Source organism: Desulfocastanea catecholica (assembly GCF_054657295.1).
In genome coordinates, this window is sequence record NZ_BAAHYZ010000016.1 from 84503 (window position 1) to 106421 (window position 21919).

General features: G+C 52.2%; 21 protein-coding genes and 4 pseudogenes. 8 read left to right on the top strand and 17 right to left on the bottom strand.

What is annotated here, in order from left to right; genetic code table 11:
* Positions 1-130: 130 nt before the first annotated feature.
* Positions 131-454 (bottom strand): SbtA family thio(seleno)oxazole RiPP natural product precursor, encoded by a 324-nt coding sequence (sbtA, locus tag ACYQ8U_RS15150; RefSeq protein WP_459946395.1) that lies wholly within the window; start codon positions 452-454, stop codon positions 131-133.
* Positions 455-831: 377 nt separating this feature from the next.
* Here sbtA and ACYQ8U_RS15155 point away from each other — a divergent pair, with 377 nt between their 5' ends.
* Positions 832-1911, top strand: a complete 1080-nt coding sequence (locus tag ACYQ8U_RS15155; RefSeq protein ID WP_459946396.1) for a cyclic nucleotide-binding domain-containing protein — start codon at positions 832-834, stop codon at positions 1909-1911.
* Between the two features lie 172 nt (positions 1912-2083).
* Positions 2084-2569, top strand: coding sequence for a VOC family protein (locus ACYQ8U_RS15160; protein ID WP_459946397.1), 486 nt, complete (start codon positions 2084-2086; stop codon positions 2567-2569).
* A gap of 138 nt (positions 2570-2707) precedes the next feature.
* Here the strand turns inward: ACYQ8U_RS15160 and ACYQ8U_RS15165 are convergent, their stop codons facing one another.
* Positions 2708-3613, bottom strand: coding sequence for a copper resistance protein B (locus ACYQ8U_RS15165; RefSeq protein WP_459946398.1), 906 nt, complete (start codon positions 3611-3613; stop codon positions 2708-2710).
* The gene (locus ACYQ8U_RS15170) at positions 3600-5447 is read right to left on the bottom strand and encodes a copper resistance system multicopper oxidase (protein ID WP_459946399.1); all 1848 of its coding nucleotides are present in this window, start codon (positions 5445-5447) and stop codon (positions 3600-3602) included. The genes ACYQ8U_RS15165 and ACYQ8U_RS15170 overlap by 14 nt, the downstream gene beginning before the upstream one ends.
* 470 nt (positions 5448-5917) lie before the next feature.
* Between ACYQ8U_RS15170 and ACYQ8U_RS15175 the strand changes: the two genes are divergently transcribed.
* Positions 5918-6856 carry a DMT family transporter gene (locus ACYQ8U_RS15175; RefSeq protein WP_459946400.1) on the top strand — a complete coding sequence of 313 codons (939 nt, stop codon included), beginning with the start codon at positions 5918-5920 and terminating at the stop codon, positions 6854-6856.
* Positions 6857-7159: 303 nt separating this feature from the next.
* On the opposite strand, the gene ACYQ8U_RS15180 is transcribed toward ACYQ8U_RS15175, so the two are convergent.
* A complete protein-coding gene (locus ACYQ8U_RS15180) occupies positions 7160-8338 on the bottom strand; it encodes a rhomboid family intramembrane serine protease (protein ID WP_459946401.1) in 1179 nt (392 codons plus the stop codon).
* A 229-nt stretch (positions 8339-8567) separates the two neighbouring features.
* On the opposite strand from ACYQ8U_RS15180, the gene ACYQ8U_RS15185 reads away from it, so the two are divergent.
* The gene (locus ACYQ8U_RS15185; RefSeq protein ID WP_459946402.1) at positions 8568-9032 is read left to right on the top strand and encodes a YHS domain-containing (seleno)protein; all 465 of its coding nucleotides are present in this window, start codon (positions 8568-8570) and stop codon (positions 9030-9032) included.
* Between the two features lie 424 nt (positions 9033-9456).
* Here the strand turns inward: ACYQ8U_RS15185 and ACYQ8U_RS15190 are convergent.
* The 10 genes and pseudogenes from ACYQ8U_RS15190 to ACYQ8U_RS15235 all read right to left on the bottom strand — a co-directional run.
* A pseudogene (locus tag ACYQ8U_RS15190) lies at positions 9457-9646 on the bottom strand (IS701 family transposase); the annotation flags it as partial.
* Positions 9642-11282 (bottom strand): FAD-dependent oxidoreductase, encoded by a 1641-nt coding sequence (locus tag ACYQ8U_RS15195; protein ID WP_459946403.1) that lies wholly within the window; start codon positions 11280-11282, stop codon positions 9642-9644. The pseudogene ACYQ8U_RS15190 and the gene ACYQ8U_RS15195, both read right to left, overlap by 5 nt.
* A 142-nt stretch (positions 11283-11424) precedes the next feature.
* Positions 11425-12686: pseudogene (locus ACYQ8U_RS15200) on the bottom strand (phospholipase D-like domain-containing protein).
* Between the two features lie 17 nt (positions 12687-12703).
* Entirely contained in the window at positions 12704-13921 is a 1218-nt protein-coding gene (locus tag ACYQ8U_RS15205; protein ID WP_459946404.1) for an NAD(P)/FAD-dependent oxidoreductase, read from the bottom strand.
* Between the two features lie 29 nt (positions 13922-13950).
* The gene (locus ACYQ8U_RS15210) at positions 13951-14364 is read right to left on the bottom strand and encodes a 5'-nucleotidase C-terminal domain-containing protein (protein WP_459946405.1); all 414 of its coding nucleotides are present in this window, start codon (positions 14362-14364) and stop codon (positions 13951-13953) included.
* A 314-nt stretch (positions 14365-14678) separates the two neighbouring features.
* Entirely contained in the window at positions 14679-14822 is a 144-nt protein-coding gene (locus ACYQ8U_RS15215; RefSeq protein WP_459946406.1) for a hypothetical protein, read from the bottom strand.
* Positions 14819-15412 (bottom strand): annotated as a pseudogene (locus ACYQ8U_RS15220) (sulfur oxygenase reductase family protein). The gene ACYQ8U_RS15215 and the pseudogene ACYQ8U_RS15220 overlap by 4 nt, the downstream one beginning before the upstream one ends.
* A 115-nt stretch (positions 15413-15527) precedes the next feature.
* Positions 15528-15890 (bottom strand): DUF6691 family protein, encoded by a 363-nt coding sequence (locus ACYQ8U_RS15225; protein ID WP_459946407.1) that lies wholly within the window; start codon positions 15888-15890, stop codon positions 15528-15530.
* Entirely contained in the window at positions 15838-16107 is a 270-nt protein-coding gene (locus ACYQ8U_RS15230) for a hypothetical protein (protein ID WP_459946408.1), read from the bottom strand. The genes ACYQ8U_RS15225 and ACYQ8U_RS15230 overlap by 53 nt, the downstream gene beginning before the upstream one ends.
* A gap of 87 nt (positions 16108-16194) precedes the next feature.
* A pseudogene (locus ACYQ8U_RS15235) lies at positions 16195-16431 on the bottom strand (YeeE/YedE thiosulfate transporter family protein); the annotation flags it as partial.
* A 191-nt stretch (positions 16432-16622) separates the two neighbouring features.
* Here ACYQ8U_RS15235 and ACYQ8U_RS15240 point away from each other — a divergent pair.
* Both ACYQ8U_RS15240 and ACYQ8U_RS15245 read left to right on the top strand, forming a co-directional pair.
* A complete protein-coding gene (locus tag ACYQ8U_RS15240) occupies positions 16623-16997 on the top strand; it encodes a hypothetical protein (RefSeq protein WP_459946409.1) in 375 nt (124 codons plus the stop codon).
* Positions 16998-17065: 68 nt separating this feature from the next.
* The gene (locus ACYQ8U_RS15245) at positions 17066-18934 is read left to right on the top strand and encodes an SLC13 family permease (RefSeq protein WP_459946410.1); all 1869 of its coding nucleotides are present in this window, start codon (positions 17066-17068) and stop codon (positions 18932-18934) included.
* Positions 18935-19409: 475 nt separating this feature from the next.
* Here the strand turns inward: ACYQ8U_RS15245 and ACYQ8U_RS15250 are convergent, their stop codons facing one another.
* Complete coding sequence (locus tag ACYQ8U_RS15250; RefSeq protein ID WP_459946411.1) at positions 19410-19811, bottom strand: LEA/WHy family protein; 402 nt, start codon at positions 19809-19811, stop codon at positions 19410-19412.
* A 208-nt stretch (positions 19812-20019) separates the two neighbouring features.
* The gene (locus ACYQ8U_RS15255; protein WP_459946412.1) at positions 20020-20424 is read right to left on the bottom strand and encodes a thiol-disulfide oxidoreductase DCC family protein; all 405 of its coding nucleotides are present in this window, start codon (positions 20422-20424) and stop codon (positions 20020-20022) included.
* Positions 20425-20660: 236 nt separating this feature from the next.
* On the opposite strand from ACYQ8U_RS15255, the gene ACYQ8U_RS15260 reads away from it, so the two are divergent.
* Together ACYQ8U_RS15260 and ACYQ8U_RS15265 are read left to right on the top strand one after the other, a co-directional pair.
* Positions 20661-20960 (top strand): hypothetical protein, encoded by a 300-nt coding sequence (locus ACYQ8U_RS15260; protein ID WP_459946413.1) that lies wholly within the window; start codon positions 20661-20663, stop codon positions 20958-20960.
* A gap of 349 nt (positions 20961-21309) precedes the next feature.
* Entirely contained in the window at positions 21310-21504 is a 195-nt protein-coding gene (locus ACYQ8U_RS15265; RefSeq protein WP_459946414.1) for a hypothetical protein, read from the top strand.
* Here ACYQ8U_RS15265 and ACYQ8U_RS15270 read toward each other — a convergent pair.
* On the bottom strand, positions 21501-21919 hold a 419-nt coding region (locus tag ACYQ8U_RS15270; protein ID WP_459946415.1), incomplete at its 5' end, for a flavodoxin family protein. The genes ACYQ8U_RS15265 and ACYQ8U_RS15270 overlap by 4 nt on opposite strands.

A 21919-nucleotide genomic window follows, 5' to 3' on the forward strand; every position in this document is an offset into this window, starting at 1 on the left:
CTCCTTTGTGATCTGTTGAGGCGAAAAAAGCTGGTGAGCTGTCGGATGCACAGCAAAGCCGGAACCCGCTAATAAGTTCCGGCTGCAGATCAGTTATGAACGTGCGGACCGCACGCTACTGTCAACCGCTTCAACCACTTTTGGCAGGCTTTTTCTTAGGCAGTTCAGTGTCTGCCGGCATCGCTTCCTTCGCTTCGTCCTCAGTCTTTTTTTTGCCTTCCTCAACTGCTTCAGGAGTCTTTTCAGCTTCTTTCTGACCAGCGCTCACGGCGCTGTCCTTGTGTCCACTTCAGCCACTTGCCGCAGCGGGCTTGCTTACTTCAGCGCTACCTGCGCTGGGTTTTGCCCCTCACCCACTGCCTGCGGCATGGGCTCCCGGCAAAGTGATCCCACCAGCACTGATCAAGCTTGCGACGCCAAGGCTTGCCAGTATCTTTTTCACATCCTTTTTCATAACAGTCTCCTTGTGCGGAAGTTTATGAAAACAGGATAGGTGATCCCTATCCATACATAGACAGTTATAGGAATTATATATCTATAACCGACAAGAGATGTCAACCAGAATTGATAATCTATATCACCGCTCAATATAAATTTTTTTTATCAAACTGGGTGAAAAAGTTGCCGTCCCCTGTTTACATTATTTCCAATTAGGGCGTATAATCGTAACGATTGTTGGTTGGAACAATTCCGGTCCCATTCGTCAAAGCAGGGCTCTGGCCTTGGTGAGCAACAGTTGGAGAGAGAACTTCTCCGTCATCGAAAAAAAAAAGAAATGTCCGAAAAATTTTCCTGTTGTCGCTGGGTCCGGGCAGTATTGGAGGGTAATTTTTGAACAAGCCAGAGGAAAAATACCGTGATGCAGTTTTTCTCATCACCGAGGAGCGTTCCTGTCCCATTTACAATGCAGGTGAAGAGCTGAAGGTGCAAAATTTCAACCTGCTGATACCATCCTATAAACCAAGCTGCCTCCATCTGGCCCAGAAAATTGCCAACATCGTCACTGTAAAACATACTATCGGTGGGCTTCCCCAAAGTGGTGGGCAAAAGTCTCAATTTGACTGCGGCGGCTGTGAGGGCATGATTCACTTTGAGTACAAAAAGGGCAAGGATTTTGCGACGCTGCAGATGAAAATGCTCCAGGTGGCAAGAGATCGGCGTCGGCAGAAGCTTATTGAACAACATTTCGGGGAACTCCGGCAGCTCGATATCTTTAAACCTCTTGATGATCACTCTTTAATTGACCTGACACTGCTGCTTGAGTTTAACACGATCCCCAAAGATAAGAGAGTTGTGAAGAAGGGAGCGCCAGGCAATGATCTGTATATTATCTTGAAGGGAATGGTAACGGTCATTAATGACCATGGCTCAAAGGTTGCCGAGGTTAAAGCAGGAGAGATATTCGGCGAAATGAGTCTTCTTTCCGGTGAACCGGTGTCCAATTCTATACATACTGCCGAAGACACCGAGGTGGCTATGCTCAGTGTGAAGAATTTCCGGAATGTCATGAAAAGGTATCAGATACTGCAGCTTTTTCTCTTAAAGATGTTGGTCGACAGGGCGCAGACAATAGCCTTGCGGTCAGGAAATATTACCTCCGGCATGACCGGAAAATTAGCCGACATAAACCCTGCAGATCTTTTGTATATGATCAATGCCGCACGGAAAACCGGGGCGGTTCATCTGTCACTGAAAGAAGGTAGAGCGGTGATCTTTTTTAAGGAGGGGGAAATCGTCTTTGCCCGTTTTCAGAAGCATCGTCAAAAGGAAGCAGTGTATACCCTGCTGGGTGAAAAAAACGGCAACTTCAGTTACACGAGGGGCATTCCAAAGGAATTGGAAAAGTCGCCGCCACTTGGAGAGTTCATGGTATTGATGATGGAGGGGATGCAGAGGTTTAATGAAACGTAAGGCTGATATGCCCAACGCTCTTAATTATTCCGCCTGGGCGAAGCGCAGTGAAGCAGCGCCGGAATGGTAACGATCTAGCCGCACATTGAGATGTTGTTCGAGCCAATGCCTTCGACTGCGAACACAACGTTGACTCCGGTTTCAGGTGGGCTCATGACCATGGAGAAGTGACATGATGAAGCAAGCAAAGAACACGATTTGCCTCTGGTACGATGGCGACGCCGAGGAGGCGGCGCGTTTTTACGCCAAGATTTTCCCCTATTCATCCGTTGGCGCGGTACACCGCGCACCGGGAGATTTTCCGTCCGGGAAGCAAGGGGATGTGTTGACGGTCGAGTTTACCGTGATGGGCATTCCCTGTCTCGGGCTCAATGGCGGACCCATATTCAAGCACAGCGAAGCATTTTCGTTTCAGGTCGCTACCACTGACCAGGCAGAAACGGATCGTTACTGGAACGCGATCGTCGACAACGGCGGCGAAGAGAGTGCGTGCGGCTGGTGCAAGGACAAATGGGGCCTGTCCTGGCAGATTACGCCGCTGGCCTTGACAAAAGCGGTAACCGATCCCGATCGCGCCGCCGCCAAGCGTGCCTTCGATGCAATGATGCAGATGAAAAAGATCGACATCGCTGCAATCGAGGCGGCGCACCGCGGTTGAGGGTGCGTCTTCGCAGGCGTGCATCTCGGAAGCGCAAGGGCAACATGACGGGCAGCCCCAAACCCTCTCGGTCCTGAACGTCGGTCCGTCCGTTATGCGTCGAACATGCGCTTCATATCTGAGGAGCGCCAATGAACGCTAAAAGGCCAAACGAAGGCCTGCCAGGAGAAAGAACTGTTCGGCATCCTCTCCCCTGGCCTCGGCGATGTTGTCGGTTTCTCCAACAAGGAACTGGGAGCGAATGCCGATATAGGGAGCAACCTCGCGCTTGATCTCATAACGCAGGCGCAGGTCAAGCTTGACGTCGGTCATGCCCGCGCCAAGGTTTCGTTCGGGAATATCCTGAAAGGCAAATCCCATTTCGGCCCGCGGCTGAAACACCAGGCGCTGGGTGATGCGAAGGTCGTACTCGGCTTCGATCGCGATGGTTACGTCACCGTCCTCGGAGATATAGAGTGAGTTATCAAGCTCGAACTTGTAGGGAGCCAGGCCCTGCATCGCGATCACGCCGGACCACCGGTCTTCGTAGGCATCTCTGTGCCAGTCGTTGGCGTATTGCACGCCGACCTGAAAGTCCCAGAACGGCCTGATCAGGCGGGAATAGAGCAGGTCGGTTTCCGTTTCCCCCTCATCCGGACCGTCGAAGAGCGTCTCGCCCTCGTTTTTCCAACAGAACTTGTTGAAGTCGCCGCCGATCCAGCCCTGGGCCTCCCAGCCGAGCTGATCGGCTGTCTCGTTGTCGGTGGCCACGCGATACTCCAGCTTCTCGAACAGCGTGAAGACGTAGACCTTGTCATCGGCTAATGGTTCAGGGAAGTCGCCGGGCGGCGATGACTCGGCGAAGTCAAACAGTTCCTCCAGTGTCATGCCTGCGGGGATGGCTGGTTCTATCTCCGGCGTCCGGGGCGCGGATTCATCATGCTGCGCGGCCGATTCGCCGTGCCTCGGCATGTCTGACTCGTTCTGAGCCCATGCCGGGCCGGCAAACGTCAGCAACATCACGAAGACGACCACATTCCGAGGGTGGGGATTACGACTTGACATTGATCGGACCTCCTTCCAGCGAGCGGACGACGGCGACCGTGCGGAACATACCGGCTTCCATGTGATAAAGCAGGTGGCAATGGAACGCCCACTGTCCCGGTGCGTCGGCGCTGATGTCTACGGTGAGCAACTCCGCCGGCTGGACAATCACCGTGTGTTTGCGGGGGTTGTCGCCGTAATTCTCGGCCCCCGTGTAGAGGTCCATCCACATGCCGTGCAGGTGGATCGGGTGGCTCATCATGGTGTCGTTGATCATGTTGATCCGCAGACGCTCGCCGTACTGGAAGCGGATCATGTCCGACTGTGACCACTTCTTGCCGTCGAAACCCCAGATGTACTTGTGCATGTTGCCGGTCAGATGCAGGTCGAATTGACGCGTGGGCGGCCGCCGATCATAGGGCTCTTTTAGCGCACGCAACTGGCTGTAGGTCAGCACGCGCCAGCCGTCTTCGCCAAGTCCCGCCCCAGGATAATCGAGCCGGCGATATGGTGTTTGAGCCATGGTGATGCTGGCCGGGCCGTGCTGGTCAGGGCCGTGCTTGATGCGCTGGACAAGGTTGGTCGTCGGTAATTCTTTTCCATGTCCGTCGCCGGAAGATTGATGCGGCATATCGTGATGCATGCCCTCATGGTCCTCACCGTCCATACCCTTCATCTCGCCGTGCATCATCATGCCCATGTCGGCCATGGTGAGCATGGGCCGGCGACGCTGTTCGGGCAGATCCGCCGACATTCCTTGTCTTACGGCCAGTGTGCCGCGTGCATAACCGCTGCGGTCCATGGTCTCGGCGAACAGGGTGTACGCCTGTGCGTCCGGTAGCGTCACGATCACGTCATATGTTTCGGCCACTCCGATCCGAAACTCGTCGGTCTCCACCGGCTTGATGTTCTGACCATCTGCCTGTACTACAGTCATCGGCAGGCCCGGGATGCGGACATCGTAGAAAGTCATCGTCGAGGCGTTGACGATGCGCAGGCGCACCCGCTGGCCAGGCTTGGCGATGAACGTAGGGTTCTCGTGGGCTGCCTTGCCGTTCATCAGGTAGGTATAGGTTGCTCCGGTAATGTCGGCGATATCGGTCGGGTCCATCCGCATCCGGTCCCACGCCAGTCGTTTCTCAAGCACCTCGCTCAGCGACATACCGGTCGCCTTCATCTGATCGTCGATATTCGCCAGCGTCGGGCGCTGGAAGTTGTAATAGCCTTCCATGGTCTTCAGCTTCCACAGTACACGGTGCGGTTTCTCGAATGTCCAGTCGGACAGAACGATCGAATGCTCGACGTCGTATCCCACTGGGTCCGGTTCGGCCGGCTCGAGAATGAGTTGGCCGTAATGTCCGAGCTGTTCCTGCAAACCCGTGTGGCTGTGATACCAATACGTGCCGTTCTGCCGGATGGGGTAGCGGTAGGTAAAGGTCTCACCCGCTGCAATGCCGGGGAAGCTGATGCCTGGGACGCCATCCATGTTAAAGGGCAGCAATATGCCGTGCCAGTGAATCGAGGTCGATTCCTCCAGCCGATTGTGGACGCGGATCAGCGCCTCTTTGCCCTCCTGCATCCGTATGACCGGCCCAGGGATGGAACCATTGATCGCAATCGCGCGGCCGGGCTTGCCGCCGACCAGCAGGTCTTTGTGCTCCAGATAGAGATCGATGCCGCCAGTATCGGTCGCGTTGAGTTCACCAAACTCGCCGGCATTCTTTGTGGCTGGTTGGGCTGCCCATAACGAACGTAACGACGGCAAGAACACGCCCGTGGAGACCAGACACGTCGTGCAGAGGAATTCCCGTCGTGACAAGGTTTGCTTTGCCGAATACATCATGTCATCTTTCATCGAGTCACCTTTCGCGTGAGGTAACTAAGAACATTTTATCACTTGTCCCGCCAACGTATCACCCCATCGCCTCGGAAATAGTTCAATGCGACAGATATTTCCCCATCTCCTGGAGAGAGGCGGGATGATTAGTAAGCTTCTTCGTTCACTCGGAATTTTGGCCCCTTGCTGAAGACATCCAAATAATGAAAAGTAATTGATTTATTCGGATTTTCTAAAAGAGTCCTATTCCAAAGAATAACAGGTTTCAGAAATAGTCTCAAACGCCTTGTGCACAATTGTGCTTAGGCTTGCCACTGTAAATCTGATGCAATAGAAATACAATTCTGTATTTCAAATAAGACTGGAATATTTCATCATAATCTTTTGCGGTAACTGGCTGGAGTTGATCCTGTCAGTTTTTTAAACATTGCGATAAAAGCAGATGCTTTCTGACTTCAGTAAAGTTATCTCATACGGAGGTACAGGGAATGAGTATTCGAAAAGCATTGGATGGAAAGGCCGTAGGCCTCATGATTTTTTTCTGCGCCATTTTAGGGATGCAGCAGATAGCTATCAAGGCGGCAGCGCTCGATATGGCTCCCGTTCTGCAGATAGCGCTACGGTCCGGAATGGCCGCTCTTATCATCGGTGTATATCTGCGAATGAAAAAACTGCCGCTTCTGCCCAGGAACGGAAAATGGCTTCCGGGGCTTGTTGCGGGGATTTTGTTTACTCTGGAATACCTTTTTGTTGCGGAGGGATTGCGGTTTACCAATGCCTCGCATATGGTCACCATGCTCTACACAGCTCCTGCTTTCGCCGCGCTCGGCCTGCATTTTCTCCTACCGGAAGAGCGTCTGCACCCGATGCAATGGGGCGGCATGGCCCTGGCTTTTTGCGGTGTTGCCATAGCATTTTATGATAATGGCGCTCCTCTTACGATCTCGTTCGGCTCAATGCTTTTTGGCGATCTGCTGGGATTGCTGGCAGGCATATCGTGGGGAGCCACCACCGTAGTTATTCGGACAAAACTATCTAAAACTCCGGCTCCCCAAACAGCATTCATACAACTTCTTACCTGTTTCTGCATTTTGCTGCCCGGAGCGGCGCTTACCGGCCGATTCAATTTTTCCATGACTACTGTTGTCTGGGCCAGTCTGGTTTTCCAAATTCTGCTCGTCTGCGTGGTCGGTATGCTGCTCTGGTTCTGGCTGCTCACGGTCTATCCTGCTTCCCAATTGGGTGCTCTTTCTTTCCTTACGCCGGTTTTCGGCATCGTTTTCGGGGTAGTGCTGCTAGGTGAGTCCGTGGAGCCAAAATTTATCCTGGGAGCGGCATTAGTGCTTGCGGGCATAGCCCTTGTCAGCGGATGGCAGTGGTTTTTTGCAAAAAATGCATTTCACAAACGCGCGGTTGCCAGGTCTTAAAAAGCGAGGGGAGTTTGGTAGACGATTCTCCGGGAAATCATTGAAACAGCCTGCAGAGCACCATCTGCCATGAATACACTTCCGTGGGAATTTATAGCGGCAGAGCGACTTATGCTTCGAGATCAGGTACTCCAATTGAAATCGTCAGTAAAGTCATGGTGCGGCATGTACTCTCCTGGTATTCGGCTGATATGGTATCAAACGCTGGTTTTCTCGGGATTGCCTGCAGAAATCCCTGGCTGGCTTCCGGAAAAACTGACATCTTACGACCGATTTTTGTTCTTGGCTTTATGCCAAGCTGAATTATATCCGAATAGTTTGCAGCAGCTGACGGATCTTTTTCTCGGTATCTGGTTGCGGATGCAGATCCAGCGCCGTAAGCAGATGCTGGTAAGCTGCGGTGACAAACCCCTGCTGCAAACGGATCTGGCCAAGCTGATAATATAATTCCGGCAGCAACGGTGATTTCCGGTGGGTCGCCAGGGTGAGCTTGACCATGCGGTTGGCCGGCTCGAGAAAACCACGCTGTTTGAGAATTCGCGCCGCTTCAAGGGTTGTTTCCGCCTCAAGCGTTTGAAAATCCCGCATCCCGGCATCAGCGGCAAGCGACACAAGCTGCCTACCATCAGTCGAAGCGATGGCGTTTTCCATCTTCTCCCGAAAGGTGAGCGCCTGCGGTAACCTGCGCTCGGGCTTAATGCCCAAAAAACGCCCCATGGCAACGAAGTTTTGCAGAAATGCCATGTGCCAACCGGACTCACCAAGCGCGGCAACAGCCAGTCCGGCAAAGAATCCTCCCAGATGGGCGCCATGGGCGACATTGCCGCTCGCCTGGGCCAGAACAGGCAGCAGATTGTCGACCACAACGTAGATGCCGAGCACTATTCGGGCCGGTATTCTGACCACATTCACAAAAATGGGAAACAGCAGGATAAACATTTTAACCTGGTTTTTGGGAAACATGAGGAAATAATAACCAAGTACTCCCGAGATAGCCCCCGAGGCCCCGACCAATGGGGTAAGCGAATCACCGGCGAAAACGGCAAAGCTCAAGGTGGCGATCACTCCCGCCGCCATATACAGGAGGAGAAACTTCATCCTGCCCAGCTGATGTTCGGCGTTATCCCCATAGATATAGAGAAACAGCATATTGCCCAGCAGGTGCAAAAAGCTGCCATGGAGAAACAGCGAGGCAAACATGCTGACCACGTTGGGTGCGGCAGGTTTGAAGCCGTAGTGAAAAAGCAGCAGATCATTGAGCGAGAGCCGGGAGAGCACCACCCGCAAATGGGTTTCAGGAATGCCCTGTTCCATCAGCATTTTTACGTATTCGGCCAGCAGCGGAGTGGATACATCCACCGGCCGGCTACTGAGCGGAATGTTGATGAAAACAAAAATGGCGATATTGATGGCTATGATTCCCCAGGTCACATACGGCGTGAAGCGTTCAGGGTTGGGGCTGTCGCCGATGGGCAGAAACAAGGTCGTCTCCTTGTGAAATTATCGTGGCTTTTCCTGAATGGTAATCATTTCACCTGAAAGTACCGGCTTAAATTTGCCGCCGGACCATAAACGGCGGCAATATTCGAGTGGAATATGGGGAATGCCGGGCCCTTGACACTCCCTGTCAGACCATTACCTTGTTCGGTAGACCAGTTTCCATGGACATTTTTTCCCAAGTCCAGCAAAGAATACATCGGGAGGGCCGGAAATGAAATCATCTCATTTAATCGGATTGCTCGTGAGTTTTCTCGTCGTCTTGCTGCTGTCGGACGGATTTGCCGCGGATGGCACGGCCGCCGGTGAGGCAGGAAGTAAGGACATAGCCATACGTGGATATGATCCCGTCGCCTACTTCAAGGCCGGCGCAGCCAAAAAAGGTGCTCCATCGCATTCCTTCAGGTGGCACAACCTGACATGGCATTTTCAGAACGAAGAACACAGGCAACTCTTTCAGGAAAATCCCGAAAAGTTTGCTCCGCAGTACGATGGGTACTGTGCCTGGGCGATGACGGAGGCACGGAAAGCCGAAACCGATCCGGAAGTATGGAAGATCGTTGACGGCAAACTGTATTTGAACTGCAGCGTGGCGGCCTATGAAAAATGGAGCAGGGACATTCCCGGCAACATCAGAAAAGCTGATGCGAACTGGGCAAAGTTCGACGAACGCAAATAGAAGCGGTCAGTCTCTCGGCGGGTTGTCGTCCAACAGTGAACCAGACCGGACGGAAAAGGAGGTTCAGGAAAAAGATTAATTCTATATCCTTTTGTCAGACTGTTTCACCAAACATCGCCATGAGTTTTGCCTGCATGGCCTGGGTTGTTTTTTGGCGGTCGTTTCCCTCCCGAAGTCGTTGTCCCAAAAGCTCATTCAAGGACCTGCTGGTTAAAGCTTACAGGATAATCGAGTTGTCGTTTTATGCGGGTGCTGCCGTCTTTTATATTGGGGAGATGCGAACGAACAGAAAAGTATCTCAAAATCCAATTCCGCGATTTTCTTTAAAGAGTCTATCTGCTGATCATTCCTTTCATCAACCCTGAAGAACTGTATTTTTCACCGACGTAGAGGTCTCCGTCGTGTTTTTCACAAAAAATTCTGCCTGAATGTTTCGCAGCGCAGAAGCCCAGCGGCCTTTGTCGATCGATTTAAAGTAACTGGTCCAATGGCATCGCGGTGTGATCGCCAACCAGGCCTCAGTGATGAAACCGTGCTGGGTCTGTCAGCATGGCACCGAACAATAAATCCAGAAAGGTTGGAACCGAACGTTTTGGCAGTCTTAAGGTTTTAAAACACGTACCACAAGCCCAGAAAAAGGAGTAAGGAAATGGTCACATCAATAACATGAGGTGCTTTAACCGCATAGAATACATCATCAATTTTGGAAATTACCCTGACCCATCCGGGAATGTATTGGTCTATCACCGCCACTCGCGAGTCAATGGCCTTGGCGGCTCTCCTGCCACTTTCCACGGCGCCCTCAATGCTCCAGACATGGGCCTGGGTCCGGGTATGCGAACCGGCGAGAAACAGGTTGGCAAGCGGTGTAATCTGGGGCGGCATAGAGTGCTGGGTAGTGGTAGTGGTTACCCATTTTGGTTGATACGGCCTGATTCCCTCAGCGGAAAATTCCCACTCATGCCAGACCTCGATTTCCATCATCGAAAAATCCTGCAGCGCTTTTCCCTGATTCGCTTCCCGAATCATTCCGTCAAGTGCGCCGCAGCTCAATATCTGGGCCTTCACCTCCTCCCGGAACTCCTCTTTAGTGCATGAACTGACGGGTTTATGATAGATCCTGCCGGGAACGCTGCTGATACAGGAGGTCCCGGTCCACAGCGACTTGACGTTTTTCCCCAGATCTACCTCCTTCATCCACACCTGTTCCTCAGCGAACAAGGTCAGGTTGAATTCTGAATCACTCACCACCACCGCAACTCTTTCACGGGGAAAACGGATTTCCTCGGAAAACGGCACCCGGAAGGATACCTGGGTATGCGGTCCATCCTGGATAAGGGGCTTAAACATGCGGAGAACCTCCAACTGCTCCAATTCGGGAGTCCTGCTTAAAATTTGCGCCGTGGCAAAGGGATTAAGGGCCAGGATATAAAAATCGCCGACAATTGTCTCGTCGCCTGAAACGGTGGAAATAATTTTTCTGCCGTCAAATTCAATTTTTGTCAACGGCTCCCGCCAGTGAAACTCGACGCCCTTTTTCTGGAGATAGGCAGTCCAGGGATCGAACCAGTATTCACTGCTGGGTCCTTTGAGCAACAGCCAGCCGTCTCCCGCCCCTTGGCTCCATGCCGGTCCATCCTCATCTGTCCGGTGGTGATGCTTCGGCCTGGTTGTCAATTGCTTCCTAAAGAAATCACCAGTGGTATGCAGACAAACCCTGGACCAGTCCGAGCCGATCCACGGTCCGAAACAGGAGCGCCAGGTGGTATAGCCTGTGCTCTTGAGGAGCGGACGCCATGCCTCTGCTGCATTGAGGCGGCTGTATTTTTCTGTACTGCGGTTGTTGGCTGTCCAGGTCTTGAGCATGAGATACGACCATTTGACAAATTCCCATCTGTTCATCCTGAACATGCCGGGAATACTCAGCCAACCTTTGTCATAAAACCTGGGGTGCGTGTCGTCCGGAAAAATGCCGAAATCGATGGGCCGGGAAAGGGCGAGATCGTAGAGGTTCCCTCTGTCGTTCAAAGGAATCTTCTTCATGAGATCAAAGGTATTATGATACCATGGCCCCATGCCGTGCCAGGAATATTCCGATGGCATATTGTTGTTACTGCTGCGGGCGCTTCTAAAGAAACCTCCCGGCTGTTCCAGGGCTTCATACACCGAAACCTCATATCCCAACTGGTTGAGCTCATGTGCGGCACTTAATCCGGCTATTCCGGCGCCGAAAATAATTACTGATTCCATCTTTCTTCCTCCAGCAAACCCTCTTTCTCCTTTTTGCTGACCAGGCACGGCATTCGCAAGAGAGATTACGTGAAAAGCGCCAGTGTCAGCAAGGGAAACTGTAGGTAACGCAAAAGGGCCGACACCTGGAGAGATTTTTTCATCAAAGCTGCGATCTGATTGGCAGCAGAATCTTTTCGGAGAACTTTTCGCGCAACGGACGGCTCTTCCAGCGAGCAAGGGAGTACGACTCAGCCGCCAGCAGATCGTCCTCGAACACCACCGTCATCTGAGTGGCGAACTCGCTGCTGTAGATATTCAGACTCGCTTCGTCATTGAGCCGAATCGAACGCATGTCGAAATTGGTTGAACCCACCGAAACAAACTCGCCATCGATGATCAGCAGCTTGGTGTGCAGCATGGTCGGCTGATAGACGTGGATCTCGGCACCTGCATGCAGCAGCTCGCCCCAATCGGCCTTGGAGGCGATCTTGACTGTCAATGAATCGATGTGCGGCCCAGGTAACAGGATGCGAACGCGAACGTCGCGACCACGGGCAGCGATCAAGGCCTCGATCAACAGCCTGTCGGGCACAAAGTAGGACGCCGCCAGGTCGATAGTCTCCTCGGCCGCCGCGATGGCTAGCAGATACATCAGATGCATACTCTCGCTCCCGCCGGACGGCGAGGCAACGAAGACGTGCGCGTCCATCTCGCCTTCCTCCTTCATGACCGGAAAGTAGCTCGGGCCGTTCAGCACCCGGCCAGTGGTCTTGATCCAATTGTCGTTGAAGGCCGCTTGCAACTGCGCCACGACGGGCCCTTCAATCCGGAAGTGAGTGTCTCGCCAGTGCTCCGGATCGCCACCGTCGCCAGTCCACTGATCCGGCCTACCCCACCGGTGAACCCGATGCGGCCATCGACCACCAGCAGCTTGCGATGGGTGCGATTGTTAATCCGGCCAAGGTTGTACCAGTGCAGCGGCCGATACCGATGCAACTGCACACCGGCAGCCTGCATGGAATCCAGCAGCGACTGCTCCATCTTGGTGCTGCCCACCCAGTCGATAATAACGCTAACCGTTACGCCAGCACGGGCCCGTTCAGAAAGCGCTTGTGAGAACTTTTCACCAATTTCACCTGACCAGTAAATGAAGGTCTCGAAAGTGATCGACGTCTGCGCCGAGCGAATGGCCAGCAGCATCGCCGGAAAAATCTCGTTGCCGTTCTGCAGCGCGGTCACCTTATTGCCACGCTTAATCGCCGGGCCCAGCAGGACGGACATCTCGCGCCGAAACTGCGGATCGGAGACAGGGTAGCGATGCTCGACTTTACGCTCCAACACCTTCTCGGGTTTCTTGAAGTTCTGCAACAACACCAGCATCAGGCTGGTGGCCAGCACAGTGATTCCGATAACATAAAGCATAGATTTTCGGTCCCCAGTCATTGAAATCCCAGCCGGGCAAAGGAGAACAGCGCTGTCAATGGATGCGGGCGGCGTTCGATCTGCGCGCGTAACAATCCAGCGCCGAGCATGCTGTAAGTGATGCCGTTTCCACCGTAGGCCAGCGCGAACAGAACGCGCGGCCCGTACTGCGAATGGTGACCGAACAGTGGCAGCCCGTCGCTGGTTTCAGCAAATGTGCCAGCCCAGGCGAACGCCGGTTGCGCCTGTAGGTGAGGAAACAATCGGGCGACCTTACGCTGCAGAGTCGTTGCCTTGCGGTCGACCAACCGATCCCGGCGTGCCGGGATGTCGCGGTCGTCGTCTTCGCCACCCACCAACAGCCGTCCATCGCCGGTACTGCGCAGATACAGATACGGCCGCGAGGACTCCCACAGCAGCGTGCTTGCCAACCAACCCAGCTCGGCAGGATCGACGGGATCGCTGATGTAGGCGTAGCTGCTGCGATTCTGAGCAACGCGCTGGCGCAACCAGCATTGCGCTTCGTAGCCGCTGGCGATCACTGCGTGCTTCGCCCTGATCAACATGCCACTGTCGGTGGTGAGCTGTACCGAACGCGTCGTCGCCGTGATAGTTTTCACCTGCGTGCGATCGAACACGCGCGTGCCCTGTTGCTGCATCCTGCGCAGCAGTCGTGAGGCGAGCCGGTAGGGATCAACCCGAGCGGCCACCGAGCTGAGAATAGCGGCTGGGGCAGTCAGTCCGTACTCGTCCTTGAGTGCTGCGCGGCTCAGCCAGCGAACCGGAAGGCCGTGCTGTTTCCGCCAGGCAAATTCGTCGGCCAGGTGTGGATGATCAGCGCGATTGCTGGCGTAGTACAGGCTCTCACACTTGGCGAAATCGACATCGCCGACCGCATGGGCTACCGCGCCAACCTCGCTGATCGCACGCAGGCAGGATTGATACGCCAGGAGCGCTGAGGCCTGGTCGTAGCGCTTAGCGAGATCTGTCGCATGGGTATCAATTTCATACTGCAGCAAGGCGGTGCTGGCCGAGGTGCTGCCCCAGCAGACCTCGCGCTGATCGAGCACGACGACATCATGATCATGTCCAGCCAATTCATCAGCGATCAGCGCGCCGGTGATGCCGGCGCCCACCACCGCCACATCGCAGCTCAGGTCGGCATCAAGCTGCGGGAAGGCATACATCAGGCCATTCTTGACCGCCCAGTACGGATATCCGCTTTTCAAGTCCACAGGCTACCCCCGTCGAACATCATCTTTTGTTACATATTAAAGCAGTTTTTTGAATCTTCCTTGGAAAACCATCGTTTTACTAACCGATCGTGCGACTGCCTTATACCGCGACCAACGTTCCCCGAAGTTCTGCATGCAACGGGCGGTTCCTGGCCAGGTATGTTTTTAATGCCTCTATGCTTCGCTCGCTGCAGATTTTCCTCCAGCATCGCGACAATTTCCTCGCCCGTCAGCTCGACCGTTGAGATCGGCGGGTTCATCGGAATGATATTGTAGAGGTCATTGAGCGTGACCTCCCCCGGAATGACCGGTGCGCCATAGCGCCATCCATTCGAAAATGCCAATTGCGCGCCCGTGTTTTCCAGCAACGCCTGCAACAGGAAATTATCCATCATCGTTTCCAGCGTGGTGCCTCGGTTGAGGGCCGTCGCCGTTTTGCCCACAACCGTTGACAGTTTTTCTTGGTAAGGCGCGAGCGCTTGGCGTATGAGGTTACCTTCTGCGGGATCGGGATCTAAATTGGCTTCTACCTCAATCGGTTGGTGTCGGTAGTCAGCGACACGTCCCCCCTCAATTTCCAGATCCAGGCGGCCCAGATAAGCAAATTCCCAGTGGGGCCGTCATTGCATCGAGGCCCAATGAATTCAAAACAGGAACCATTGCCTGTCCCTGCGTACTCTGGGCGGGATAGGTACCCTGGAGGGTATCGCCGCAGTCGCCAAAGAGCGTGCGCCCTGGTTCTCGGTGCGAATCTTCTTTACGATTGCGGCAATGCGGGCATACCCTCCCGCGGGACGATAGACGCCTGACCACCCAGCCAGAACATCTCCTGGTGTAGGTCACAATAGGCATGGTTATCGTTGAGTTCAATGAAGGTGAGTGAATTCCTGCTTTTCATCATGACAAAAAGAACCTCCAGCCAGGTTCTTCCATCATCGGTTGAAAAAACATGATGTAGGGTGCCCGGATAAGATGGGCAATAACGCCATCATCGTGTATTTTTCTGATGGCTTGATTCACCAGAACTTTTGCGAAACCCAACTGAACCATTTCCGTCGCGTCCCACTCACTGTGAATAAGGTATTCAGACGGGCTTGGCATGGCATCCAGCGTTTTAAATAGCGGTTTCGGGTTCCTCGGCGGGTTGGCCCCGAGTGTCTGCAGGGTTTCTGCCATTGACACCGGGTCGAGCATAAGGCTGCCCAGTGCGCAGATCCCGATTTGTTTCAAAATCATGTACCCGAGAAAACCGGTTGAGTCAGACAAGGCATCCATAGTTTTGATTGTGCCTTGTTCAAAGGCCTTTTCCCTTCCGGAAAACACCGTATGTTCGCCGATGGCAACACAGCGCTGTGGGGTGGCAAAGCGGATAAAATCTTTTTGCTATATAAAATCTTTACCGAGATCGGCGATTTGTCCCATTGATCGAACAGGTGACATTTTGGCTTTGACAATGCGGTAAATCGGCTCCCAAGGGCCTTCTACCGGTATCCGTCATATTTTCAGACGTCATACTGCATCTCCCTAATATTAATTTACCGTGCGCGCCAATTTCAAATCTTGCGGTCTTCGCGCCAAGCGCTTTTTGTCGTCACCGGGTAGTGAATTACTGTAACACCACAAGGAGAGCGGTGAGAGCCGCTGCAAAGCAGACTACAAACAAGCCGCGTGGCACGCTCAGCAAATCGGGGAGCATCACTTTGCCGAAATCGCCCCAACTCTCAACCGTTCGTTTTGTCCATGCCGAAAGTTCGGCAAACATCCACGAGCCCGCAATAAGTCCGGCCAAGCCGAAAAGCGCGTCCCAACTTCCCTGAACCAGTGCGACGGCGGCAGTGCCTGGACAATTGCCCATCAGTGCAAAGCCCACGCCGAAAAGGAGCCCCCCAATGATGTTCGCGCCGATGTGTGTCGGTTTAATGTGCAGGTTCACCTTGGCGAGGTGGTGCAACATGAATACGCCGATCATGCCGACGACTACTGCGGTGAGCATTATCTTCACGACGGGCCAGTCCTGAAGAAGCAGTTGGCCGATGGAGCACGTTGTATTTTCCGACACCCCCTTTTTGCAGGAGGAAGCCAACCACCAGACCAAAAATCGCGCCGGCAATCAGCTTGGGAGTCGCGGCTTCGAGTGGTGCGCGGTTCACCGTTTTTGACTTTACTGTTTTACCAGTGTCAATCATAGTTCCTCACAGTTTGAAGAGCGGCAGGGCCACAGCGACACCACCAACGAAAATGCAAATCACTATAATGCACGATGCCACGTTGAGCTAAAGAGTTCCGCTGATACCGTGGCTGCTGATGCAACCTCCGGCCAGCCGCGCCCCAAATACCATCAGCATGCCACCGGGAAAGGCGACGGCCGCACGCAGCGCAACGCTGTCACCGAAGCGTGCCTCCCATATGGACGGCAGCAATTCATTGGCGAACTCGCCGCCTGCTAGGGCGGCAATCACGCCACCCACGATGGTTGCTATCACGAAGACGAATCCCCAACTGATGCTCGGCGACCTGCCTAGGAGTGTGTCGGATTTTGAGCCTCACCTAAGGGCCATGAGTTTAAATTCGACACACTCCTAGGAAGCATGAAGAAAGCGACCGATTATCACCCACCAATAGTCGGTGTCCCTTTGTCCCTGCAATCCTTTCTTAATGAAATTAATGACCAGGGGCCACTCCGCTTACAACGGTATAAACGATGCACCGGCTCTGGCTATTGCCGATATCGGGATTATCATGGGGCAAGGGTACCGAAGTAGCCCTTGAAACCGCCGATATCGCCCTGATGGGAGATGACACCGGCAAACTGCCATTTTTAATATCGCTGGGTCGCAGGATGCTCTTTAACATTAAACTTAATATTGTTTTCAGTCTTGTTTTCAATCTGGTCGCGGTTCTGGCTGGAGCAAGTGGAATGATAACGCCCATAATGGCCAAGGTGGTACATAAGATTGGTTCTGTCATGGTGGTTCTGTCTTCTGCGAGTATCGGTTTTTTCAAAGAGGATTCCAGTGGCGGGATACTGAATTTGAATTACTTTAGGATACAGACCAAACTCAACCCCAAATTTTAGTGCCTTACAGATTGTTTTCTTATTTTTTTGCAAGAGAAATTCTTTGACGAAGTGGCCTATTCAAAGCAATGAACGAGCAATTTTTAATTTTTGCTATCCTCTTCCTGACTTTAGGCATGTTTCTCTGGGGGCGCTGGCGGCATGACATGGTTGCGATGGGGGCTTTGCTCGCTTGCGTATTAGGAGGGCTTGTTGAACCGGCCGAAGCGTTTTCCGGTTTTGGTCATCCTGCCGTCATTACCGTTGCATGTGTTCTTGTGCTCAGCAGGGGACTGCAAACCTCAGGGGCAGTTGATGTTCTTACCCGTTTTGTTTTGCCCGCCCAAGCAGGGCCCATGCTCAGTCTTGCTGCTCTCGTGGGTCTTGGCGCTTTCCTTTCAGGGTTCATGAATAATGTTGGTGCTATGGCGCTGCTGATGCCTGTCGCCGTGCAACTGGCCGATCGATTAGACCTTCCCCCAGGACGGGTGCTCATGCCACTCGCCTTCGGCACGATTCTGGGAGGAATGACTACCATGATAGGTACTCCACCTAATCTTATTGTTTCCGGATTTCGAGCTCAACAGGGACGAGGCGGATTCGGCATGTTTGATTTTACTCCAGTGGGGCTTGCAGTGGCTCTTGTAGGCCTGCTTTTTATTATTACTGTCGGCTGGCGTTTAGTGCCGGTTCGCAAGCGCCAGGGCACCCTTGAATTTGAGACTGGAGCCTATATGACAGAAGCGCTTGTCCCTCCGAAAAGTAACGCTGCCGGAATGCGTCTACGTGAAATCGAGGCTGCCCTCGAAGAGGTGGACGTTCAAATCATAGGACTTATTCGTAATGAAGTTCGGATTAATGCACCCCCTCCCTGGCGTCAGGTTCTTGGTGGTGACATACTCGTCATTGAAGCCGAGGCCGATGCCCTTGCTCAGGTTCTTTCCAGTCTTGGCTTAAAATTGGCCGAGGCGAAACCGCCGAGTGCGGATGCAATTCCAGGAAATGAAACATCGGAAGTAACTTTACAAGAAGAGAACGAGACGGAAGATCAGAAAAAACAGGAAGAAGAGGAAGAACAGGAAGAGAAGGAGAAGCCTTCTGACGAAGTAGCGCTTATGGAATTGGTAGTTCGTCCGGAAGGCGCGATCGTTGGCCGTTCCGCGACCGACATATCGCTTCGTTCCAGATATGGGATTAACATGCTTGCAATTTCGAGGGAAGGGTCGCGATCACGATTCCGTTTGAGGACGATAAAAATCCGTCCGGGTGATCTTCTTCTCATGCAGGGACCTGGGGAGGCGATCAGTGAATTCGCAACAGACAATGGCTGTGTGCCACTGGCGGAGCGGGAGCTGCGTATTCCCGATAAGGGGCAAGCTCTACTGGCTGGCGGTATTATGGCAGGCGCGGTCGGTGGCGCGGCTCTGGGTCTTCTCCCTGCCGCGATCTCATTTGCCATCGGGGTACTTGCCTCGATGGCCTTTCGTACAGTGTCGCCGCTATCAGTCTACAAAGCCATTGACTGGTCTGTGGTAGTCCTCCTCGCTGCCTTGTTACCGGTAGCTACTGCTGCGGAAACATCCGGCACCGCCGCTCTGATCGCCCGTTTTTTAATGGAATATATTGCCCAGGGACATTCCATTGTAGCTCTCACTCTTATACTGATCATTTCAATGTTTTTATCAGACCTTATAAACAATGCAGCCACGGCGGCGGTCATGTGCCCCATCGCTCTTGGTACGGCTGCTGCGCTTGACTTGAATGCCGACGCATTTCTCATGGCCGTAGCAATTGGGTCGTCCTGCGCCTTCCTTACCCCCATTGGTCACCAAAACAATACTCTCATCCTTGGCCCCGGTGGTTTTAAATTTAGTGATTACTGGCGCATCGGCCTTCCTCTCGAAATTCTTGTGCTGGCCGTTAGCATCCCTGTCCTTTTATATGTCTGGCCGTTGTGATGCTGCCGAAAAATCTGTCGCAACAGTAGCATTTATGTTGAAAATGATTTTCTGTCTGGAAATTTTGCTTTTACAGCCGTATGTGATGATTCTTGTTTTTAAGCATATCAAGCAAAGGTTTGACAAATTATAAATAGCTATTTACAAGACACTCTTAACCAAGATGCACCATAAACTGCAACTTTCTTGGAGAGGAATCTTTGACCTTACTCAGTGCAAAACTGCTCTTACCTGGTATGGTTTGGCTATAAATCAAGATCATAATGTTCAGGAAGAGTAACCTTTTGATCATGGCTGGCCTGAATATGAGGAAATTTTCATCGATGTGCAGGCATGATAATCTTCTGCTGCGGGATACTGCTACAAAATTTCGGTGATTAATGACATTTGTTTGCTGAGGTTTTGATGCATTGAATCGGATAGCGCTTCATTGAAAAGGGCCTTTTTTAGGAAGTTCGAAGAAAGCGATGACGTATCAACCACCCCGCAAATCAAATTCGCCTTCCTCCTGGATGATAATATCAGGTAAATACCCACGCGGATCCAACTTCGCCTTAAAACCATATTTGAAGGAGTCTCTGGGATCATTCATGAGAGAACTGAGAAGTCTGATACCGCTAAGCAGATCGACACCGGCTTCAAGGTAGATATCAACTTCACCGTAGGGTTCGACAGTCGGAAGGTTGTTGGAAACTCCTGACAGGACTTTATACCCTTCGATATCGACAGTATAGTAAATACCAAAAAAATTGAGGGGTTCGCGGTTGGGATTTATAATGTGGAGTCCAATTTCAAATCTTGGGCCGACACCTTGTTGCGGCAGCACCTTGAATGTCTGCAGGCTGACATCCGGAGGATTCAGGCTGGATCGCATCATTCCGGCACAACCGCCTAAAAAAAGAGAAGGACCAGATCACCAAGAGCAAACCGAAAAATTTATGCATTGCTTTTTCCTCTCTGTTTCATTCATCAAACAATCCATCAGGCCGCAAATGCACCATTCACCAGGATATTCTGCCCGGTTACCCAGCCTGCCTGCGAATCAGCCAGCAGACCAACCATATCTGCAATATCCTCTATATAAATCATAAAAATCTATCCTTTATATTTTTTTCAGGAAGCAGACACTGATTTTTCCTGCCAAACCACCGATACCTGTTTTTTGAAATTATTGAATACACTAGATCTCTGACAGGCTTTGGGATAAATTTAAAAACATGCAGGAATCTCCATAGGCCTTCGAGATCCTTCGCTATTTCTACAGCAGCATCGCTCTTGACATACACTTGGTCATTTTTTAGTAGGATAACGGAGCCATCTTTCAAAGTATCGACACCATGCAGGCGCTGAAGTTCCTTCCCTCTATCCGATTGGGCAGATACAAATTTAAACCTCGCTTGACGGTCATTTTTGACGATAAATTTTACAGCATACTCACAAAGATTACATACACCGTCAAAAATAATAAGTGGTTGATCTGTCTTCTCCATCAATATTCTCCAAACATCTCAACCAGAGGAACCTCCCAATCCCTATGTATTGGCAGTCCAAACCTTCATCTTGTGGCGGTACGAAACTACTGTGGCTTCGTGCAGGTTGCCAAACAGAGGATCTTTTTGTATAACACTACAAATTGCAAAGTTCACGGTTTCTATACAATTACTTTTTAGGCCCCCAAAATTGCCCGAGTGGCTGCGATGGATACCTGCCTCCATTCCGGTTTACCATGAACAAATCTCCAGGCTATCTCTGCCTCCTTGCGGCGGCGCTCCTTTTTTTTCCAGCAACATGCTTCGCCAATGATGACATGCGCCCACGGGATGGCAAGCGCTGGTGGCGCGGTGAACTGCGGGAAGACTTCTGGAACGGCCCCTGCGAGGTGAAGATCGAGGCCAAGCGAGGAGAATTCAAGCGAGAAATCAAGAGCAATCGACCAATGGACAATTTCCTTTTCTCTTTATTTTCTCGCACTCGCGTGTTGCACATCTCGATTGCAGCCTGGATTTACCTGATACCACGGCATTGACAACCGTACTCGGCTGGACACCGGTGTCTGTAATTAAGCTAGATAGAAAACAATCGGCTCAAATTGGCAAAAATCCTTTTGATATAGCTCGTTAACTCTGTATTTTATTGAGAAAATATTATAGTGGGCAAAGGTGCCTCTCCACTCTTTTTCTTGCTACCCGGCGACATGGTCGAAATACATAACGCCCATGGAGCATGAGAATCAACGAAACGGAAAATTGCTGGTTATCAGTATCCGAAATCGGCATATACCTCGGGAGCAGCAACTATAGTGTGGACAAGTGGATCTACAGGTGTGGCATACCCGCCTACACCCCATCGGGCCGCCTCTGGAAGTTCCAAAAAAGATGAAATGGACACATGCTGATCGTGAGATCGAGCTGATGCGCAAATACCCCACCCGGTTGAACTCCGATGTAACCAGGGAATACTTTCTCCTGCCGAACATAGGTTACGGTGATCTTTGTTCCGTCCTTCCGTTTTTGTGGCTGCTAAAAGATAGCGTCTATCGTTGGTACAGACTCGCTCGATCCATCCGCTAGAGGCCGTGGTGAGTGACCCAGTAGTTGTATTCAAAAGGCCATTCCGCTTTCCGCCAGGTCATTAACGATCGCATCCGCTGGTGAAAATCGTCCATCTTTGTTTTCACCTCCGAGTCAACGGCTTTCATTTTCCAGGCTTCGACAAGACGGCAACCCAGGTCAAAAGCGTTTTTCTTTATATCTTCAGGGAATTCATCGCCCGTGATCAAGCCCATGGTGGCCCAGACCGATCCCACCGGAACGATACCAGTCGAGATGAGAAAATGGTTCATATAATCCGCGATGGGCTTTTCGTCGCCGCCACCTGACGTGACAATCGATACGCCGTATCGACCCGTGAAGCTCTGGCAGTGAAGAATACCACAGCATCGGTCCATGAAGGCCTTGAGCTGAGCACTTACGGAAAAGATGTAAT

What these genes read in the sequence shown, in the direction of transcription:
- ACYQ8U_RS15160 (WP_459946397.1), top strand. Translation starts at nt 2,084, where the DNA reads ATGATGAAGCAAGCAAAGAACACGATTTGCCTCTGGTACGATGGCGAC.
- ACYQ8U_RS15165 (WP_459946398.1), bottom strand. Translation starts at nt 3,613, where the DNA reads ATGTCAAGTCGTAATCCCCACCCTCGGAATGTGGTCGTCTTCGTGATG.
- ACYQ8U_RS15170 (WP_459946399.1), bottom strand. Translation starts at nt 5,447, where the DNA reads ATGAAAGATGACATGATGTATTCGGCAAAGCAAACCTTGTCACGACGG.
- ACYQ8U_RS15175 (WP_459946400.1), top strand. Translation starts at nt 5,918, where the DNA reads ATGAGTATTCGAAAAGCATTGGATGGAAAGGCCGTAGGCCTCATGATT.
- ACYQ8U_RS15185 (WP_459946402.1), top strand. Translation starts at nt 8,568, where the DNA reads ATGAAATCATCTCATTTAATCGGATTGCTCGTGAGTTTTCTCGTCGTC.
- ACYQ8U_RS15195 (WP_459946403.1), bottom strand. Translation starts at nt 11,282, where the DNA reads ATGGAATCAGTAATTATTTTCGGCGCCGGAATAGCCGGATTAAGTGCC.
- ACYQ8U_RS15215 (WP_459946406.1), bottom strand. Translation starts at nt 14,822, where the DNA reads ATGATGAAAAGCAGGAATTCACTCACCTTCATTGAACTCAACGATAAC.
- ACYQ8U_RS15225 (WP_459946407.1), bottom strand. Translation starts at nt 15,890, where the DNA reads ATGATCGGCGTATTCATGTTGCACCACCTCGCCAAGGTGAACCTGCAC.
- ACYQ8U_RS15230 (WP_459946408.1), bottom strand. Translation starts at nt 16,107, where the DNA reads ATGATTGACACTGGTAAAACAGTAAAGTCAAAAACGGTGAACCGCGCA.
- ACYQ8U_RS15240 (WP_459946409.1), top strand. Translation starts at nt 16,623, where the DNA reads ATGCACCGGCTCTGGCTATTGCCGATATCGGGATTATCATGGGGCAAG.
- ACYQ8U_RS15245 (WP_459946410.1), top strand. Translation starts at nt 17,066, where the DNA reads ATGAACGAGCAATTTTTAATTTTTGCTATCCTCTTCCTGACTTTAGGC.
- ACYQ8U_RS15250 (WP_459946411.1), bottom strand. Translation starts at nt 19,811, where the DNA reads ATGATGCGATCCAGCCTGAATCCTCCGGATGTCAGCCTGCAGACATTC.
- ACYQ8U_RS15255 (WP_459946412.1), bottom strand. Translation starts at nt 20,424, where the DNA reads ATGGAGAAGACAGATCAACCACTTATTATTTTTGACGGTGTATGTAAT.
- ACYQ8U_RS15260 (WP_459946413.1), top strand. Translation starts at nt 20,661, where the DNA reads ATGAACAAATCTCCAGGCTATCTCTGCCTCCTTGCGGCGGCGCTCCTT.
- ACYQ8U_RS15265 (WP_459946414.1), top strand. Translation starts at nt 21,310, where the DNA reads ATGAAATGGACACATGCTGATCGTGAGATCGAGCTGATGCGCAAATAC.